Origin of the sequence: Arthrobacter gandavensis, assembly GCF_015355785.1 — a bacterium.
In the GTDB taxonomy this organism is placed as follows: Bacteria; Actinomycetota; Actinomycetes; order Actinomycetales; family Micrococcaceae; genus Arthrobacter_B; species Arthrobacter_B gandavensis_A.
The window spans coordinates 1,300,731-1,316,507 of the sequence record NZ_JADKYW010000005.1 but is presented as its reverse complement, the minus strand read 5'-3'; the positions used below and the strand labels follow the sequence as shown (position 1 = coordinate 1,316,507).

At 66.6% G+C, this 15,777-nt stretch carries 16 protein-coding genes and 1 tRNA gene; 9 read left to right on the top strand and 8 right to left on the bottom strand.

The genetic code is table 11. The annotated features are described in order from the left end of the window. Window positions 1-138: 138 nt before the first annotated feature. Both ITX31_RS11300 and ITX31_RS16090 read left to right on the top strand, forming a co-directional pair. A complete protein-coding gene (locus ITX31_RS11300; protein WP_194783436.1) occupies window positions 139-1,224 on the top strand; it encodes an iron-containing redox enzyme family protein in 1,086 nt (361 codons plus the stop codon). Further along, window positions 1,221-1,502 (top strand): CDGSH iron-sulfur domain-containing protein, encoded by a 282-nt coding sequence (locus tag ITX31_RS16090; RefSeq protein WP_194783435.1) that lies wholly within the window; start codon window positions 1,221-1,223, stop codon window positions 1,500-1,502. The genes ITX31_RS11300 and ITX31_RS16090 overlap by 4 nt, the downstream gene beginning before the upstream one ends. An 87-nt stretch (window positions 1,503-1,589) precedes the next feature. On the opposite strand, the gene ITX31_RS11290 is transcribed toward ITX31_RS16090, so the two are convergent. Beyond that, window positions 1,590-1,662, bottom strand: a tRNA-Lys gene (locus tag ITX31_RS11290). A gap of 170 nt (window positions 1,663-1,832) precedes the next feature. Between ITX31_RS11290 and ITX31_RS11285 the strand changes: the two genes are divergently transcribed. From ITX31_RS11285 to ITX31_RS11275, 3 genes are all read left to right on the top strand, one after another. After that, window positions 1,833-2,477: a hypothetical protein gene (locus ITX31_RS11285; protein WP_194783434.1), complete on the top strand. Its 645-nt coding sequence runs from the start codon at window positions 1,833-1,835 to the stop codon at window positions 2,475-2,477. Between the two features lie 221 nt (window positions 2,478-2,698). Beyond that, window positions 2,699-3,316 (top strand): DUF47 domain-containing protein, encoded by a 618-nt coding sequence (locus ITX31_RS11280; RefSeq protein ID WP_194783433.1) that lies wholly within the window; start codon window positions 2,699-2,701, stop codon window positions 3,314-3,316. Then, window positions 3,317-4,327 carry an inorganic phosphate transporter gene (locus ITX31_RS11275; protein WP_194783432.1) on the top strand — a complete coding sequence of 337 codons (1,011 nt, stop codon included), beginning with the start codon at window positions 3,317-3,319 and terminating at the stop codon, window positions 4,325-4,327. It abuts the gene before it with no gap. A 143-nt stretch (window positions 4,328-4,470) separates the two neighbouring features. Here the strand turns inward: ITX31_RS11275 and pstB are convergent, their stop codons facing one another. The 4 genes from pstB to pstS all read right to left on the bottom strand — a co-directional run bounded on the left by pstB (window position 4,471) and on the right by pstS (window position 8,643). After that, complete coding sequence (pstB, locus tag ITX31_RS11270) at window positions 4,471-5,250, bottom strand: phosphate ABC transporter ATP-binding protein PstB (RefSeq protein ID WP_091600773.1); 780 nt, start codon at window positions 5,248-5,250, stop codon at window positions 4,471-4,473. A 77-nt stretch (window positions 5,251-5,327) separates the two neighbouring features. After that, window positions 5,328-6,428, bottom strand: coding sequence for a phosphate ABC transporter permease PstA (pstA, locus tag ITX31_RS11265; protein WP_194783431.1), 1,101 nt, complete (start codon window positions 6,426-6,428; stop codon window positions 5,328-5,330). Then, window positions 6,428-7,360 (bottom strand): phosphate ABC transporter permease subunit PstC, encoded by a 933-nt coding sequence (gene pstC, locus ITX31_RS11260; RefSeq protein WP_194783430.1) that lies wholly within the window; start codon window positions 7,358-7,360, stop codon window positions 6,428-6,430. The genes pstA and pstC overlap by 1 nt, the downstream gene beginning before the upstream one ends. 167 nt (window positions 7,361-7,527) lie before the next feature. Next, entirely contained in the window at window positions 7,528-8,643 is a 1,116-nt protein-coding gene (pstS, locus tag ITX31_RS11255; RefSeq protein WP_194783429.1) for a phosphate ABC transporter substrate-binding protein PstS, read from the bottom strand. A gap of 210 nt (window positions 8,644-8,853) precedes the next feature. Here pstS and ITX31_RS11250 point away from each other — a divergent pair, with 210 nt between their 5' ends. From ITX31_RS11250 to disA, 3 genes are all read left to right on the top strand, one after another. Further along, window positions 8,854-9,984 carry an FUSC family protein gene (locus tag ITX31_RS11250; RefSeq protein WP_194783428.1) on the top strand — a complete coding sequence of 377 codons (1,131 nt, stop codon included), beginning with the start codon at window positions 8,854-8,856 and terminating at the stop codon, window positions 9,982-9,984. 54 nt (window positions 9,985-10,038) lie between these two features. Further along, a complete protein-coding gene (radA, locus tag ITX31_RS11245; protein ID WP_194783427.1) occupies window positions 10,039-11,406 on the top strand; it encodes a DNA repair protein RadA in 1,368 nt (455 codons plus the stop codon). Window positions 11,407-11,559: 153 nt separating this feature from the next. After that, a complete protein-coding gene (gene disA, locus ITX31_RS11240; RefSeq protein ID WP_194783426.1) occupies window positions 11,560-12,636 on the top strand; it encodes a DNA integrity scanning diadenylate cyclase DisA in 1,077 nt (358 codons plus the stop codon). A 16-nt stretch (window positions 12,637-12,652) separates the two neighbouring features. Here the strand turns inward: disA and ITX31_RS11235 are convergent, their stop codons facing one another. Further along, window positions 12,653-13,360: a hypothetical protein gene (locus ITX31_RS11235; protein ID WP_194783425.1), complete on the bottom strand. Its 708-nt coding sequence runs from the start codon at window positions 13,358-13,360 to the stop codon at window positions 12,653-12,655. A gap of 86 nt (window positions 13,361-13,446) precedes the next feature. Between ITX31_RS11235 and ITX31_RS11230 the strand changes: the two genes are divergently transcribed. Then, the gene (locus ITX31_RS11230; protein WP_194783424.1) at window positions 13,447-14,391 is read left to right on the top strand and encodes an A/G-specific adenine glycosylase; all 945 of its coding nucleotides are present in this window, start codon (window positions 13,447-13,449) and stop codon (window positions 14,389-14,391) included. A 15-nt stretch (window positions 14,392-14,406) separates the two neighbouring features. Here ITX31_RS11230 and dhaM read toward each other — a convergent pair whose 3' ends face one another. Continuing rightward, complete coding sequence (dhaM, locus tag ITX31_RS11225; RefSeq protein ID WP_194783423.1) at window positions 14,407-15,138, bottom strand: dihydroxyacetone kinase phosphoryl donor subunit DhaM; 732 nt, start codon at window positions 15,136-15,138, stop codon at window positions 14,407-14,409. Next, window positions 15,135-15,776, bottom strand: a complete 642-nt coding sequence (gene dhaL, locus ITX31_RS11220; RefSeq protein ID WP_194783422.1) for a dihydroxyacetone kinase subunit DhaL — start codon at window positions 15,774-15,776, stop codon at window positions 15,135-15,137. Before dhaL ends, dhaM begins: the two co-directional genes overlap by 4 nt. Between the last annotated feature and the right edge of the window lies 1 nt (window position 15,777).

Here is a 15,777-nt window from a genome sequence, read left to right as displayed (position 1 = left end):
CGCCGGCCTCCTCTCCTTGCGACCCGTCGATACCGGCTGCGCCACCAAAAACTTACCAAGTATGCTGATAAACAGTGTCTCCGCCGAGGTATTCGGAAGACTCAAGCATTGCATGACGTCTCATAGCTAAGGAATGACATGTTGGTACCTGCCCCGCGCGGTGAACTCACCTCCGCGCTCCTGAGCGTGCTCCAGGACGGCCCGCAGGCGACTGCGGAGCAGTACGGGAAGCTCGACGGCGCCGCTGAACGGGCCCTCGCCGGCTCAACGGACATCCTGCGCGCCGATGACCTGCAGCTGGCCCTCTTCCTGCTGTACGAGCTCCACTACAGCGGACTGGACGGCGTAGATGCGGACATGGAATGGCAGCCGGAACTCATCCGGGTGCGCAGGAAGCTGGAGGCCGCCTTCGAGGCCGCCCTCCGCCAGGCCGTTCCAGTACCCGAGGCCCCCTCCCCCGCTGCGGAAGAGGTAGCCCAGACCCTGTTCAAGCTGGCTGCCGGCGATGACGGTCCCAGCGTGGCCCGGTTCGTTGCCCGGCATGCAACAGAAGACCAGCTGCGGGAATTCCTGGTGCTGCGTTCGGTATACCAGCTCCGCGAAGCTGACCCGCACAGCTGGGCGATTCCCCGCCTGCCCGTGGGACGCGCAAAGGCGGCCCTGGTGGAAATCCAGGCTGATGAGTACGGCGGCGGGCGGCCGGAACGGATGCACTCCGCACTGTTCGCGCGCACCATGGAAGGTCTTGGGCTGGATACCGCGTACGGGCGGTACCTGGACCGCATTCCGGCCCTGGTCCTCGCTTCCTCCAACGCCATGTCCCTTTTCGGATTGAACCGGCGGCTGCGGGGCTGCATCGCCGGGCACCTCGCCGCCTTTGAAATGACTTCATCCATCCCAAACTCGTTCTACACCCGCGGCTTCAAGCGGGCCGGGTATGGTCCGGAGGTCACCTTCTACTTTGACGAGCATGTTGAGGCGGATGCGGTGCACGAACAGATCGCTGCCAGGGACCTCGCCGGGGGGCTGGCTGAAGCTGAACCCCACCTGTTGAAAGACATCCTCTTTGGAGCTGCGACCGTCCTCACGCTCGATGCCCTGCAGGGCGCGGAGCAGCTGGAGGCGTGGAAGGAAGGCCGGAGCGCGCTCCGGGAGGACGTCCTGTCCCGGGTTGGCGCACAGGCCCTGGACGCAGCAGCAGCGGGCGCAGGAGGAATGGCATGAGCAGGCAACCGGCACCGGGCGGAGATGCAGTGTCCGTGCCCGGATCAGAGGTCACCATCGTGCCGTCTGCCGGCGCTCGGGCCGGAGAACCGTTCGCTGTGACTGAGTGTCCGGGCGGCCCGCTGCTGGTGCGGGGGGACTTCGAGATCATGGACAGCAGCGGCAACGAGGTGCCGAAGAACCGGGAGACGGTGGCGCTCTGCCGGTGCGCCGGATCCCGGATCAAACCCTGGTGCGACGGCACGCACAAACTGCTTCGGCGGGCCAGCGAAAACTGACGGCTCCTGCCGCGGGCCAGCAGCCCCGGACAGCAGAACACCCCGGCTCCAGACGGAACCGGGGTGTTCTCGCTTTTCAGCGGCGGGTGGGCCCTGTGGGGCTCGAACCCACGACCCACGGATTAAAAGTCCGATGCTCTACCAACTGAGCTAAAGGCCCCCCATCGATACGGCGGCACACGGCTGCCACATCGACTTTTCCACTTTATCGCACCCCTTGGTAATCGTGGAAACCCCGCCGGGGGCAAGAATCAACCCCGGACGGGCAAGTGGTTCCCATCTGCCGCGAGCGGCTTCGATTCCAAACACCGGCGGGAGTATTCTCAAACCATGACTGAGTCGAATGCATCGGTTCCCCGTCACCACAAGCCCAAGCTGTACGCCCCCATGGACTTCGCCAACCATCCCGGCGGCGCCGATCCTGCGAGGGTCTCGGAAGCCGCCCACCTGGCAGCGCAGGCGCTGGTGCACCACGGCAGGGAAAGCGATGACCCCGAGGTCACCCGCCGGCTCGTAGAGCTGGCTGACCAGCAGGGCCTCGAGGCGGTCGCGGAGATCTGGGCCACGAGTCCGGCCAGGTCCCTGCCAGGTGCCCTTTGGCGCCTCTACGCCCTGAGGGCCGCGGTCCAGCAGAACCCGGAGAAGGTCGCTGGCCTCTATGCCGCCGGCATGGAGGCAGCGCAGGTCTCCAGGGTGGTCTCCGGCGTCGCCGAACCCATGGGTGCCGAGGAAGTGCGCACCATGGCGGACACGATTCTTTCGGGCGCCTTCGAAGGGGATTTCGACGTCGCCCTGGAGCGTTTCGCCGCATTCTGCCGGGTAGTTGCCCTCGGTGAAACCCATCACGCGGACTCAACGGAAGCTGCCAGCAGCACGCGGGCCACCGAGCTGACCCGCAATGCCCGGCAGCTGCTGCTCACCGCGGAAGATCTTGAGCATTCGGCCGAAGCATGGCGCCGCGGGGAGCTGGACTGAGCCCGGCGCACCGTGCCCCGGCTGTGGACACTCCGGTTGACATCAGGGACCCCGAGTAGAAGACTGAAAGTGGTGTCGGACCGCGGAACCCCCGGGCTTCAACTTAGAGCCGCTTCGAGCGGCCTTCCGCCGAGAGGCGCTCCCGGTCCGGCACCGTTACTTTTTTCCGCATCGGATATTCTTACCGGTGTGATGACCCCCCAGCGCAACAGGCCAGTCCGGTGAAGCTCCGGCTGTTTCCCGAAGAAAACGCCGGCCTTGACCTGCTGTCCCGAATGGCCGCACAGGCCGTCAGCGGTACGGCCACCCTCTCCGAGGCACTGGGAGCGGAGCCGGAAGAATTCCCCAGGCTCGCGGAGGAACTGCACGCCCTGGAGGCGGAGACCACCGATCTGCACTTTGCGCTCATGACGCAGATGCGCACCAGCTTCATCAACCCGCTCCCCCGGGAAGACCTGTACGACCTCTCCCTGATCCTGCTGGCCCTCATGGAGCGGCTGGACAGCGCAGCGGAGATCGTCTCGCTGTACAAGCTGACCAACGTTTCCCGCCGGGCTGCCGAACAGCTGGAGGTCCTGGGCCGGCAGGCCGAGCTCTCGGTGGCGGCCATGCGCACCCTTGCCTCACTGGAGGACCTGGAAGACTACTGGATCGAAATGCTCCGGCTCAGCAAGCGGGTGGAACGCACGCACCGCATGTGGCTCGCCGAACTGATCCACGACCACAAGGCCCTGTCCTACATCCGCCACCGTGACCTGGCCGACCAGCTGGCCGCAGCTTCGAAGGAGCTTCGCCGCCTGGGCACCTATGTGGGCAACATCCTGGTCCGGGAATCGTAGTTGACCACCTTACTGCTGGTGGCAGTGTTCGCTTTTGCGGGCGCCTACGCTTTCATCAACGGCTTCCACGACGTCTCCAACTCCGTGGCCGCCGCCATCCGGACCCGGGCACTCACGCCCGGTGTCGCCGTCGTGCTGGCCAGCGTTTTCAACCTCCTCGGCGCACTCATGAGCACTGCGCTGGCTTTGGTGCTGGCGGACCTGTTCGTGAAGCTGCCCGCAGGCAGCTCGGGCCTGGGCATCCTGATCGCAGCCCTGGCCGCTGCCTGCGCGTGGGGCCTGTGGACGTGGTGGCGGCGCATGCCTTCGTCCTCCACGCACGCGCTGGTGGGCGGAATCGTTGGCTCCTCCGCGGCCTCGCCCCTGGTGGGCGGCCCGAGCGTTTCCGAGTCCTTCGAGCTGCTCTGGGACCAGATTGCCCTGCCACTGCTGCTCTCACCCGTTCTGGCTTTTGTCCTGGCGTACCTGCTGGTGTTCCCGGTGATGTGGCTGATGCGGTACAGCTCGCTGCGGCGCGGGGATGCCGGCAACCGAATCGCGCAGTCAGTACTCTCAGCTGCGTTCTCACTGGGCCACGGCATGCAGGACGGACAGCGGACCATGGCGGTCCTGGTGCTCGGACTGGCCGCGGCCGGCTATTCCAGCGGCGCCGGGATTCCCTGGGGCGTGCAGGTGTTCGCCGGCGTCGCGCTGGCAGTGGGTGCGCTCTTCGGCGGCTGGCGGATCACCCATACCCTGGGCTACCGGCTGGTGCGGATCGATCCGCTGCGCGGAATGAGCGCCCAGGCCGTGGCCACGGGAATGCTCTTCCTGGGCGGACTCTGGCTCCACATCCCGCTCTCCAGCACGCAGACCATGACCAGCGCCGTCGTGGGCGCCGGTGCGAACCGCCGGTTTGCCGCCGTCCGGTTCATTCCGCTGCGCGAAATCCTCTTCACCTGGCTGGTCACGGCCCCGGCTGCAGCCCTGCTGGGCGGCATCTTCCTGCTCGCCCTCAGCCCGCTGCTCTAGGCCCGCAGCTTTCGGCCCGCAGCTTTCGGCCACGCACTGCCCCTAACCCCGCCCGGCTGCATCGAGATTGCAGAAACTGCCCGATACAAGACTGTAACGGGCAGTTTCTGTGATCTCGATAGGTTGGGTGGGACGGGGCCGGATTACCCGAAGCGGCCGGAAACGTAGTCCTCGGTGGCCTTCACCGTCGGGTTGTTGAAGATGACCGTAGTGTCGTCGTACTCGATGAGCTTGCCGGGCTTGCCCGTGCCGGCGATGTTGAAGAACGCCGTCTTGTCCGAAACACGGGCGGCCTGCTGCATGTTGTGCGTGACGATCACAACCGTGTAGTCGCTCTTGAGTTCCTCGATCAGGTCCTCGATGGCCAGCGTGGAAATCGGGTCCAGGGCGGAGCAGGGCTCGTCCATGAGGATCACTTCGGGGGACACTGCAATGGCGCGGGCGATGCACAGGCGCTGCTGCTGGCCGCCGGAAAGGCCGGACCCGGGCTTGTCCAGCCGGTCCTTGACCTCGCGCCACAGGTTGGCGCCGGTCAGGGACTTCTCAACCAGGTCATCCGCATCGGAGCGGGAGATCCGCTTGTTGTTCAGCTTCACGCCGGCCAGCACGTTGTCCCGAATGGACATGGTGGGGAACGGGTTGGGCCGCTGGAAGACCATGCCAATGTGGCTGCGGACCGTCACGGGGTCCACGCCGGGGCCGTACAGGTTTTCCCCGTCCAGCAGCACCTCACCCTCCACCCGGGCGCCGGGGAGGACCTCGTGCATGCGGTTCAGGGTGCGCAGGAAGGTGGACTTGCCGCAGCCGGAGGGGCCAATGAACGCGGTGACGGAACGCGCATCGATCTTGATGCTGACGTCTTCGACCGCCAGGAAGTCGCCGTAGTAGACGTTGAGGTCCTTGACGTCGATTCGCTTGGACATTTAGTTCCTTCTGTTCTGTTCCTGGGGAGTTCCCGTCCGGGTCCTCCCGTGCCGCCGGGGCGGTGAGGGGTCTGGGGTCAGCGGCCCGTCTTGGGCGCGAAGATGCGGGCAACCAGGCGGGCGCCGAGGTTCAGCAGCATCACCATGAGGATCAGCAGCAGCGCCGCGGCCCAGGCACGCTGGGTACTCGGGTCGGTGTTGGTAGGCGACGTGGGGCTCATCAGCTGCCGGTAGATGAAGGTGGGCAGGGATGCCATCCAGCCGGCAAAGACGTTCAGGTTGATGGTGTTCACGAATCCGGCGGTCACCAGCAGCGGAGCGGTTTCGCCGATCACGCGGGCAATGGCCAGCGTTACGCCGGAGGCGATGCCGGAGATGGCCGTGGGCACCACGACCTTCAGGATGGTCCGCCACTTCCGCACGCCAAGGGCGTAGGACGCTTCGCGCAGTTCGTTGGGAACGATCTTGAGCATCTCCTCGGTGGAACGCACCACCACGGGGATCATCAGGACGGAGAGCGCGACGGCGGCAACGAAACCGGTGCGCGTTCCCGGGCCGAAGACCAGGCCAAAGAATGCGGCGGCAAAGAGGCCGGCAACGATCGAGGGGATGCCGGTCATGACGTCCACGAAGAACGTGATGGCCCGGGCCAGCGGGCCGCCCTTGCTGTACTCCACCAGGTAGACGGCGGTCAGCAGGCCGATCGGCACGGAGATGATCGTGGCCCAGAGGGTGATTAGCAGGGTGCCCATGATGGCGTGGTAGGCGCCGCCGAGGACCGGCCCGCCGTTCGCCACGGTCTCGTTGTCCACGGTGCCGGTCATGCCGCCCATGGAGGTGAACAGGAAGTCCATGCTCAGTCCCGGGATGCCGCGGACCAGGACGGTGAAGATCACCGAGACGAGGGGAACCAGCGCCAGGATGAACGCGCCGTAGACCAGGTTGGTGGCGAACCGGTCGGCAGCACGGCGGCTGCCTTCGACAGCACGGGTGGCGATAGTGCTTCCGGCTACGAAGAGCACCGCGGCGAAGATGGCGAAGGTGGCGATGCTGAAGCCCAGCAGGGCCGAGAACGCGGCCCCGAGGACGATCGACGCGGCGAAGGCGGCCCAGAGGGCCCAGCCGGGAAGCTGGTTCTTGGTCAGGGACGCGGAGCGGGTCAGCGTGGTGTCAATCATCAGTTGGCTCCCGAGAATTCTTTGTGGCGGCTGATGATCCAGCGGGCAATGACGTTCACGATCAGGGTGATCACGAACAGCACCAGCCCGGCGGCGATCAGCTCAGAGAGGCGCAGGCCGTAGGCCTCGGGGAAGTTCAGCGCAATCTCTGCGGCGATGGTCTGGTTGCCGGGGCGGATGAGGCTGGCGATCAGGCCGCCGGAAGAGAGCACCAGGGCCACGGCCATGGTCTCGCCGAGGGCGCGGCCCAGGCCCAGCATGACGGCGCTGATGATTCCGGGGCGGGCAAACGGGAAGACCGCCATCCGGATCATTTCCCAGCGCGTGGCACCCATGGCCAGGGCAGCTTCCTCATGCAGCTTTGGCGTCTGCAGGAAGATTTCCCGGCTCAGCGAGGTGATGATCGGCAGCACCATAACCGAGAGCACGATTCCTGCGGTCAGCATGGTCTTGCCGGTCTGGCTCGCCGGACCCGCAAAGAGGGGGAACCAGCCGGCGTTCTCCGCAAGCCAGTTGTACGGGCCCACCAGGGCCGGCGCCAACACGGTCATACCCCAGGCGCCGTAGACGACAGAGGGAATGGCGGCCAGCAGGTCGACGACGTAGCCAAGGCTCTGGGCAAGCCGCCGGGGCGCGTAGTGGGAGATGAAGAGTGCGACGGCGATGCCCACCGGAGTGGCGATCAGCAGCGCGATCGCAGCGGCAATTACCGTGCCGATGACCAGCGGGAAGATGTAGGCGAGGAAGCCTGATCCGCCGGAGATGTCATCGGAAGAAGCGGTGAAGGTGGGAAGTGCCTGCCAGAGCAGGAAAGCGGCTACCGCAAAGAGGACGGTAAGGATCAGACAGCCCGCCAGCAGTGTGATGCCGGAGAAGACTTTGTCCCCCGCGCGCCCGGCACCGCCGGTGCCCTGTATTGACTTGCTTGACACTGCACAACCCTTCGAACTTCGTTGGCAACTTGCTTGATGTGGACAAGACACCGCACTCGCCAGTTTTCACTGATCGGGTGCCAGATTCAAGCTGGCCCCCGGCCCGGCAAATGCCCCCGCACCGCGCTCGTGGCGCCGTGCGGGGGCATCTGCCGGCTTCCCTTCGGTTAGGAAGCGGCCTTGATGGAATCAATCGCCTTGGCGGCCTGCTCCTGCAGCGCGGCGGACATCGGCGCGTTACCTGCGGCTTCGCTTGCGGCGGCCTGGCCCTCTTCGCTGACCACGTAGGAACCGAAGGCCTTGATCAGGTCAACGGTCTCCTGGCTCTCGTAGGTGGTGCAGTAGAGGTGGTAGGAGACCAACACCACAGGGTAGGCGCCGGATTCAGTGGTATCGCGGGCCAGGTCCATGGCCATGTCCAGCTCGGGACGCCCCTCGCCCTCGACCGGGGTGGAGGCCTCAACGGCCTTGGCGGCGGCGTCGGCGCTGTAGGCAACGTACTCCTCGCCCACCTTCACCGCCACAGTGCCCATAGATCCGACGGCTGAGGCGTCCGCGTAGGTGATGGCACCGTCGGTCGAGCTGGCTGCGGAGACGACGCCGGGGGTTCCCTGCGCGTTCTCCTGGCCGTCAAGCTCAGCCGGCCATTCGCCGCTGGCCTCGGTGGTCCATACATCCGGCGCCGCGGCGGCCAGGTATTCGGTGAAGTTTTCGGTGGTGCCGGATTCATCGGAACGGTGGACCACGGTGATGGCGGTGGCGGGCAGCTCGGTGCCCTCGTTCTGCGAAGCGATGGCCGGATCGTTCCAGGTGGTGATCTCGCCGCGGAAGATACCGGCGGCCGTGTCGGCGTCGAGGTTCAGCCCGTCCACGCCTTCAAGGTTGAAGGCGATGGCAATCGGAGAGATGTATGCGGGGACGTGCAGCGCACCGTCGGGACCGCAGGTTTCAAGGGAAGTCTGGACTTCCTCGTCCTTCAGGTAGGCGTCCGATCCGGCGAACTGAACACCGCCGGCAAGCAGCGCCTCGCGGCCGGCACCGGAGCCGTCCGGGGAGTACTGGATGGACGCGTTCGGGTTGGCCTCGCTGAACCCTGCGATCCAGGCGTCCATGGCCGAGGCCTGCGAGCTTGCTCCTGCGCCGGAGAGCGTTCCGGTCAGCGCGGAGTCCGAAGATTCGGTACCGGCTCCTGCGTTCGTGGCGTTGTCACTGCCGCAGGCTGCCAGGGCAAGCGCTGCAACCGAGAGTACGGCCGCGGTGCGGCCAATGCGGAATACCTTCACAGTCGTGGTCCCTTTCAAGGGTGGTATATCCGGCGCGTCAACGCCGGGAAAACTTTTCGCTGGAACGTCTTTCCGCGTTCCAAGAGACAGAGTTGCGCGCCAAGGTGAACAAAAAGTGAACTGCCGCCAAGCAGAACTGGAATAGTTCCGGGACACGTCACAGACTTCGTGGCTTCTCTTCCCGAAGGCCAGCCGTCCTAGACTGTTCCCATGCCAGCCCGCGACCGTCTCAGCGCCTCGAGCAGGTTCCTGCGCAACCGGTTCCGGATAGGCCTCAAGCGCAGCGGCGCGTCCGTGTATCCCGCACTGCAGATGACCATCTGCGCCGTGGGCGCCTACGCATTCGCTGAATACGTGCTGGGACACCAGGGGCCGCTCTTCGCAGCCACCGCGGCGCTCATCTCCCTTGGCTTCTCCCGGGAACCGCGCACCCGCCGTGTCCTCGAAGTGGGAATCGGCTGCACGCTGGGCATCACCATCGGTGAACTGCTGCTCCATGTACTGGGCAACGGTCTGTGGCAGGCCGCCGTCGTGCTCTTCGCCTCGCTGATGCTGGCCCGCTTCCTGGACCGCGGCGTCATTTTCACGACGCAGCTTGGCCTCCAGTCCCTGCTGGTGGTGCTGCTGCCGGCCCCGGACGGCGGAGTCTTTACCCGCAGCGTGGACGCGATCGTGGGCGGTGTCTTCGCCCTGGTTGTCACCATGCTTGCGCCGCGGGATCCGCGCCGCGAACCTAAATCCAACATCCGCGAACTGCTCAGCGAGCTCTCCGCAGTGCTGCGCCAGGTCGCCGATTCGCTGGCCCGCAGCGATTCGACCCTGGCGTGGCACGCGCTGGTCAGGGCCCGCAACACCCAGCCGCAGCTGGACATGCTCTCCCGCAGCATTCGGGACGCACGGGAGATTGCGCGCATCTCGCCGGCCTATAGAAGGCATTTGGCGGAGCTGGGAGACCTGCGCGGTTCCGTGGGCTACCTGGACCTGGCGGTGCGCAACAGCCGCGTGTTTGCCCGCCGCACCACCTCGGTCATCAACCACGCCTCGCTCTCGGATACGGCGGTGGACAAGGTCTCCGAGGTCATCAACGACACCGCCGACGCAGTGGACATCCTGGCCCGCGCGCTCGGCGGCGGGGAATCACAGCCAACCCGCGAGCGCCACCTGCGCCAGGCCCGGAACGAGCTGGCCGCCGTCGCTTCCCGGCTGCACCCGGCGTCCCTGGACGTGACGGACCTCTACGGGGATGCCCTGGTGATGCTTTTTCGGCCGCTGGTGGTGGACCTGCTCGAGGCCACCGGACTCACTCACGAGGAAGCTGTCAGCTACCTTTCAGAGGTCTAGCCGCCGGCTGCTGAACTGAATAGCATTGTCAGTGCCGGCAGATAGCCTGTTGGCATGGCAACAAAGACTTCCCGGGCGAAAACCGCCAACTACCGCTGCACTGAATGCGGCTGGACCGCGGTCAAGTGGGTTGGCCGCTGCGGTGAGTGCCAGGCCTGGGGCACAGTGGAAGAAGCCGGTGAGGTCCTGGCCCGCACTACGCCGGCATCAGTGGTGGCCCGCCCCGCACAACTGATTGCCGACGTCGATGCCACAACCGCCGCGTATCAGCCCACCGGTGTGGGCGAACTGGACCGCGTCCTCGGCGGCGGGCTGGTTCCCGGCGCGGTGATCCTCCTGGCCGGCGAGCCGGGGGTGGGCAAATCCACCCTCCTGCTGGACGTCGCCGCGCGCGTGGCCGGCCAGGGCCGGGACGTCCTCTACGTCACGGGGGAAGAATCCACGGCGCAGGTGAAACTGCGCGCGGAACGCATCGGTGCCGTCTCCTCCAGCCTCTACCTCAGCGCCGAGACCGACCTGGGGCAGGCCCTCGGCCAGGTGGAGCAGGTGAAGCCTGCCCTGCTGATCGTTGACTCGGTGCAGACACTGAGCAGCGCGGCCGTGGACGGCAGTGCCGGCGGCGTCAGCCAGGTACGGGAGGTCGCGGCGTCGCTCATCAATGCCGCCAAGACGCGGAACATGACCACCCTGCTTGTGGGGCACGTAACCAAGGACGGTTCAATCGCCGGTCCGCGGCTGCTGGAGCACCTGGTGGACGTTGTCTGCCAGTTCGACGGGGACAGGCACTCGCGGCTGCGGCTGGTCCGCGCGGTGAAGAACCGGTACGGCCCTACGGACGAGGTTGGCTGCTTTGACCTCACGGAGGACGGCATTGAAGGCTTGGCCGATCCGTCCGGCCTGTTTGTTTCCCGCACCAAGGAACCGGTTTCCGGCACCTGCATCACCGTGACGCTGGAAGGGCGGCGTCCCCTGGTGGCGGAGGTCCAAGCCCTGCTGGCGGAGACCGGCAACGCGCAGGCCCGCCGCGCCACCAGCGGACTCGATTCGTCCCGCGTGGCAATGCTGCTGGCCGTCCTGCAGCAGCGGGCCTCCATGAATCTCTCGAAGGATGACAGCTACGTGGCGACAGTGGGCGGCGTGAAGCTTACCGAACCGGCCACTGACCTCGCCGTTGCACTGGCGGTCGCCTCCGCGAAGATGAACAAGCCCCTGCCCGCGCGGCTGATTGCGTTCGGCGAGGTGGGCCTGGCCGGGGAAGTGCGTCCCATTCCCGGAATTGCCCGCAGGGTCCAGGAAGCCGAACGCCTGGGCTTCAGCCACGCCGTGGTGCCGGCTTCCCCGAACGGTCCCGGCCAGGTGCCGCCAGGCTTCAAGGTGCGGGAGGTCTCCACCCTTTCCGAGGCGCTGGAACTGCTGTTCTAGGGCGCGTCCCGGGCCGGTTATGTTCCCGGAGGCGTAATACTCCGGGAACTGAAGTGGCAGATGGGTGCAGGTTGCCCACTACTATGGGGAAGTGTCTGCGCATATCCACGCCCAGAACGCCCCGTGGGCCGGAGTGGCCGGAAGGAAGTGACCATGGCTCGCACCCCCGAGGATGCGCTAAAGGCAACACTCGCAAGGGTTGCGCCGGGAACGGCGCTGCGCGACGGCTTGGAGCGCATTCTCCGCGGCCGCACGGGCGCACTAATCGTCCTGGGGTTCGACCGCACGGTCGACTCAATCTGCTCCGGCGGGTTCGACATCGGCATTGAATTCTCCTCCACCCGCCTGCGCGAACTGGCGAAGATGGACGGAGCGATCGTCTGCGATAAGGACGGCGCCAACATACTCCGCGCTGCCGTTCAGCTGGTCCCCGACCACACCATCGAGACGCACGAATCCGGAACCCGCCACCGGACCGCCGAGCGGGTGGCCATCCAAACCGGTTTCCCGGTGATCTCCGTGAGCCAGTCCATGCAGATCATTCAGCTTTACGTCGGCGGCCTCCGTCATGTCCTGGAAGGATCCGAGCCGGTCCTGGCCCGCGCCAACCAGGCTCTCGCCACCCTGGAGCGGTACCGCACCCGGCTGGACCAGGTCACCAATTCGCTCTCCGCCCTGGAAATCGAAGCCATGGTCACCGTCCGCGACGTCGCCGTCACACTCCAGCGCCAGGAAATGGTGCGGCGGATCTCGGAGGAAATCTCGCAGTACGTCCTGGAGCTCGGCGTCGACGGCCGGCTCCTGTCCCTCCAACTGGAGGAACTGACCACCGGCCTTGGCCCGGGCAGCGAAATGATCGTCCGTGACTACGCGGATATCGGCGGCACCCAGGGCGACGTGGACCAACAAATCGCAACCCTGCAGGGCCTGAGCCCGTCCGACATGGTGGACTTGGGCAAGATCGCCGCCGTGGTCGGTTTCCAGCCCGGCCAGGATTCCCTTGAAGCAGTAGTCCAGCCGCGCGGTTACCGCCTGCTGAGCAACATTAAGAGCGTCCCGCCTGCTGTCTCCAACCGGCTCGTGGACCACTTCGGCGGCCTGCAGAACCTCATGGCAGCCAATATCGAAGACCTGATGCAGGTGGACGGAATCGGTGAACAGCGCGCCCGCACCGTGCGTGAAGGCCTCTCCCGCATCGCGGAGACCAGCCTGCTCGATCGGTTTATGTAGTCCGCCCGCTGCCTTGCTAATCGAGCTGGAAAACGGCCTTTTCGCTGGTCGCCTCGCCCAGCCTGGCCGTATAGACGTACCAGCCGGGGTTGGGGTTGCTGGCCACGGCCGCGCAGCCGGGAGCCGAGCGTAGCCGGTCCCAGGTGAAGTTCGCCTTCTCGGTTGCTCCCGGCTCGAACTCCTTCAGCAGGTCCTCAGCCCCGTCCTGGCAGTCCGCGGAGGAGAAAATCCGGTCCGACCCGGACGTGACGACGAATTCCATCTGCGTGGTGCCCACGTTGATCCTGCACGGTTCGGCGCCGGTATTGGTGACTGAAAGGGTCAGCAGCGGATTCGATCCTGCGGCGTAGGCGGCAGCATCCGTGGTTGCCTCCACCCTCACAGCGGACGGAGGGCACATGCCCTCTTCCGGGGGCGTGGCTTCGCCGCTGGCCTCAGGTGTGCTGCTGGTTTTCCCCTCGGCATCAGCGGCCGGACCGGGAGAACTTTCGGGCGCTGTCCGGAAAGGTTCAGAGGCGGGCGCGTCCTTGCCGCCGGAGAGTGTGGCGGCAACCACGACGCCGGCCCACACCACGGCTCCCAGTACCGCCAGCACCAGCAGGGCCAGGACCATCCTGCGGCGGCGGTAGACGGCTTGGCTTAGTTTCCGGTCGCTGCCCGTCCCGCGACCGGAGACACCGCTGGTTTGTTGCCCCGCGTTGCGCCGGGGTCCGTTTGCCGCCATGCGTTAAGGCTATGAACCCCGTCCGGGATTACGGTGCACCCCACGCCGGTCAGTAGAGTATTGCTGGTCATTACCGAGGGAGTTGCATGGAACCGGAGCACACGCGGCAGCTGCACGAGCGCATAACCTCCTGGTTCTCGGCGCAGGCCCGCGACCTGCCGTGGCGGCATCCCGGCTGCTCGCCCTGGGGCATTCTCGTGAGCGAAGTGATGCTGCAGCAGACTCCCGTGGTTCGGGTGCTGCCGGTCTGGTGTGAGTGGATGGAGCGCTGGCCGGAGCCTGCGGACCTGGCTGCCGAGCCCAGCGGTGAAGCAGTGAGGGCCTGGGGCCGGCTGGGCTATCCCCGCAGGGCGCTGCGGCTGCATGCAGCGGCCGTGGCGATCGCGGCCAACCACGGAGGAAGAGTCCCGGATACGCATGCCGCACTCCTGGAACTGCCGGGGGTGGGTGACTATACGGCTGCCGCGGTGGCTTCCTTCGCCTTTGGACGCCGCGAAACCGTGGTGGACACCAACATCCGCAGGGTCCACGCCCGGCTGGTGACCGGGAACGCACTGCCCTCCCAGTCGCTGACCGCTGCGGAGAAGAAACTTGCCGTTTCGCTGCTGCCCCGGGACGACGCAGAATCCGTTGCATGGAATGCCTCGGTCATGGAACTGGGTGCACTGGTGTGCACGGCCCGCTCCCCCCGCTGCGGAGAATGCCCGGTCCTGGACGAATGCTCGTGGGTTCGGGCAGGCCGTCCCGAACCGCACTATGTCCCCAAGGGACAGGCGTGGCACGGCACCGACCGGCAGGTCCGCGGAGCCATGATGGCTGTGCTGCGCGAGGCGGAAGGTCCGGTGCTGCGCGAACTGCTGCTTACCGGCCCGGTGGACCTGGTGGCTCCGGAGGCCGGAGCCGAGCTGGCTCCGCTGGCTGCGCTGCACGCCCTGGCTGCCCCGCAGGAGCAGCTTGAACGCGCACTCCAGGGCCTGCTGCGCGATGGCCTGGCGGAAGCCGCAGGTCCCGGCGTGCGCCTGCCTGCCTAAGCCAGAGGTCCGCGGCTAAATCTCCCCGAACCCGTTGCGTACCTCCAGGCCCAGCATCTCCACGGCCCGGGCCGCGTCCGGGCCATGGGCTGAAACGGTCAGCGTATCGCCGGCTTTCAGGCCCAGCGTCATGAGCATCATGACCGACTTGCCGTCCACCCCGTTAATGGTGATGTCCGCGTCCAGGTCCGCCATCGCCTGCGCGACGACGGCTGCCGGACGGGCGTGCAGGCCCATTGGATTGATGAGCTGCCAGGAGGCATCGTGCCCGCCGTCGTCGTCCTGGTCGATGTCATCCAGGGTGTCCGCGGGCGGGGGAAGGGGACCGCCGTCCTGCGCAGTTCGTACCGTTCTCCCGGCGCCCATGGTGGCCGTTACGCCCTCGGCGTCCCGGATCACGGCTGCCAGGTCCTGGCCCGTCTGGGCGGCGACGGCGGCGGCAACCGCACCCTCCACCAGCGGAGCGTCTGCCAGCCGCACCTTCTCCCGCTGGTCGGGCTCAAGGAACTCCAGCGCCATCTCAGCGGTCATCACGGCAGAGCCGAGGTCAGCCAGCAGCGCTGCCCCGGCACCGCCGTCGGCCCGGACGATGCCGGCCTGGATCTTCTCCAGGCTGGTCCCGATTCCGCCGTCGTCCGTGCCCCCGGCAGCGATGATCGCTACGTCGGGTGCCATTTGCCCCGCAAGTTCCGCAAGACCTTCAGCCAGCTTCTCGCTGTGGGAGACGATCACCAGCCCTACTTTCATGCCTGCCCCGCGGCCGCGCGGGCGGCCGCCTGCAGGATCAGTGCGGTGGACGCCGCGCCTGGATCAAGGTGCCCGGCACTGCGTTCACCGAGGTAGCTTGCCCGGCCCTTGCGTGCCACCAGCGGCTCCGTTCCGGCGAGGCCTCCTTCGGCGGCGTTGGCGGCCGCGGAGAGTGTCTCGACGGCGTCGGAACCTGCTCCAGCGGCCGTTTCCGCGGCTTCCACGGCCGGGGTGAAGGCGTCAATCATGGTTTTGTCTCCCGGCTCGGCCTTGCCGCGGGTCACGATGCCGTCCCGCGCCGCAGCCAGGAACGCGACGACGTCCCCCGCATCCAGCACTTCCTTGCCGGCGACTGCGGTGGAGCCGCGCAGGAACGCGGTGCCGTAGAGCGGCCCCGCTGCACCTCCCACCTTCGACATCAGGGTCATGGCTGCGAGCTTGAACACGTCTGCGGGCGTACCCGGCGTCCCGTCGGCGTCGAGCTTTTCAACAATGGCGGTGAAGCCCCGGTCCATGTTCTCGCCATGGTCAGCGTCACCGATGGCCCGGTCCAGGTCGATCAGCCGCTGCCGGTTCTGGTCCATCGAGGCCGCGGCACCGCGCATCCAAGTGTCGGCCCACTGCGCATTCAGTTCCATA

What these genes read in the sequence shown, in the direction of transcription:
- dhaM (WP_194783423.1), bottom strand. Translation starts at nt 15,138, where the DNA reads ATGAAAGTAGGGCTGGTGATCGTCTCCCACAGCGAGAAGCTGGCTGAA.
- dhaL (WP_194783422.1), bottom strand. Translation starts at nt 15,776, where the DNA reads ATGGAACTGAATGCGCAGTGGGCCGACACTTGGATGCGCGGTGCCGCG.
- ITX31_RS16090 (WP_194783435.1), top strand. Translation starts at nt 1,221, where the DNA reads ATGAGCAGGCAACCGGCACCGGGCGGAGATGCAGTGTCCGTGCCCGGA.
- ITX31_RS11250 (WP_194783428.1), top strand. Translation starts at nt 8,854, where the DNA reads ATGCCAGCCCGCGACCGTCTCAGCGCCTCGAGCAGGTTCCTGCGCAAC.
- radA (WP_194783427.1), top strand. Translation starts at nt 10,039, where the DNA reads ATGGCAACAAAGACTTCCCGGGCGAAAACCGCCAACTACCGCTGCACT.
- ITX31_RS11285 (WP_194783434.1), top strand. Translation starts at nt 1,833, where the DNA reads ATGACTGAGTCGAATGCATCGGTTCCCCGTCACCACAAGCCCAAGCTG.
- disA (WP_194783426.1), top strand. Translation starts at nt 11,560, where the DNA reads ATGGCTCGCACCCCCGAGGATGCGCTAAAGGCAACACTCGCAAGGGTT.
- ITX31_RS11230 (WP_194783424.1), top strand. Translation starts at nt 13,447, where the DNA reads ATGGAACCGGAGCACACGCGGCAGCTGCACGAGCGCATAACCTCCTGG.
- ITX31_RS11235 (WP_194783425.1), bottom strand. Translation starts at nt 13,360, where the DNA reads ATGGCGGCAAACGGACCCCGGCGCAACGCGGGGCAACAAACCAGCGGT.
- pstA (WP_194783431.1), bottom strand. Translation starts at nt 6,428, where the DNA reads ATGATTGACACCACGCTGACCCGCTCCGCGTCCCTGACCAAGAACCAG.
- pstB (WP_091600773.1), bottom strand. Translation starts at nt 5,250, where the DNA reads ATGTCCAAGCGAATCGACGTCAAGGACCTCAACGTCTACTACGGCGAC.
- ITX31_RS11300 (WP_194783436.1), top strand. Translation starts at nt 139, where the DNA reads ATGTTGGTACCTGCCCCGCGCGGTGAACTCACCTCCGCGCTCCTGAGC.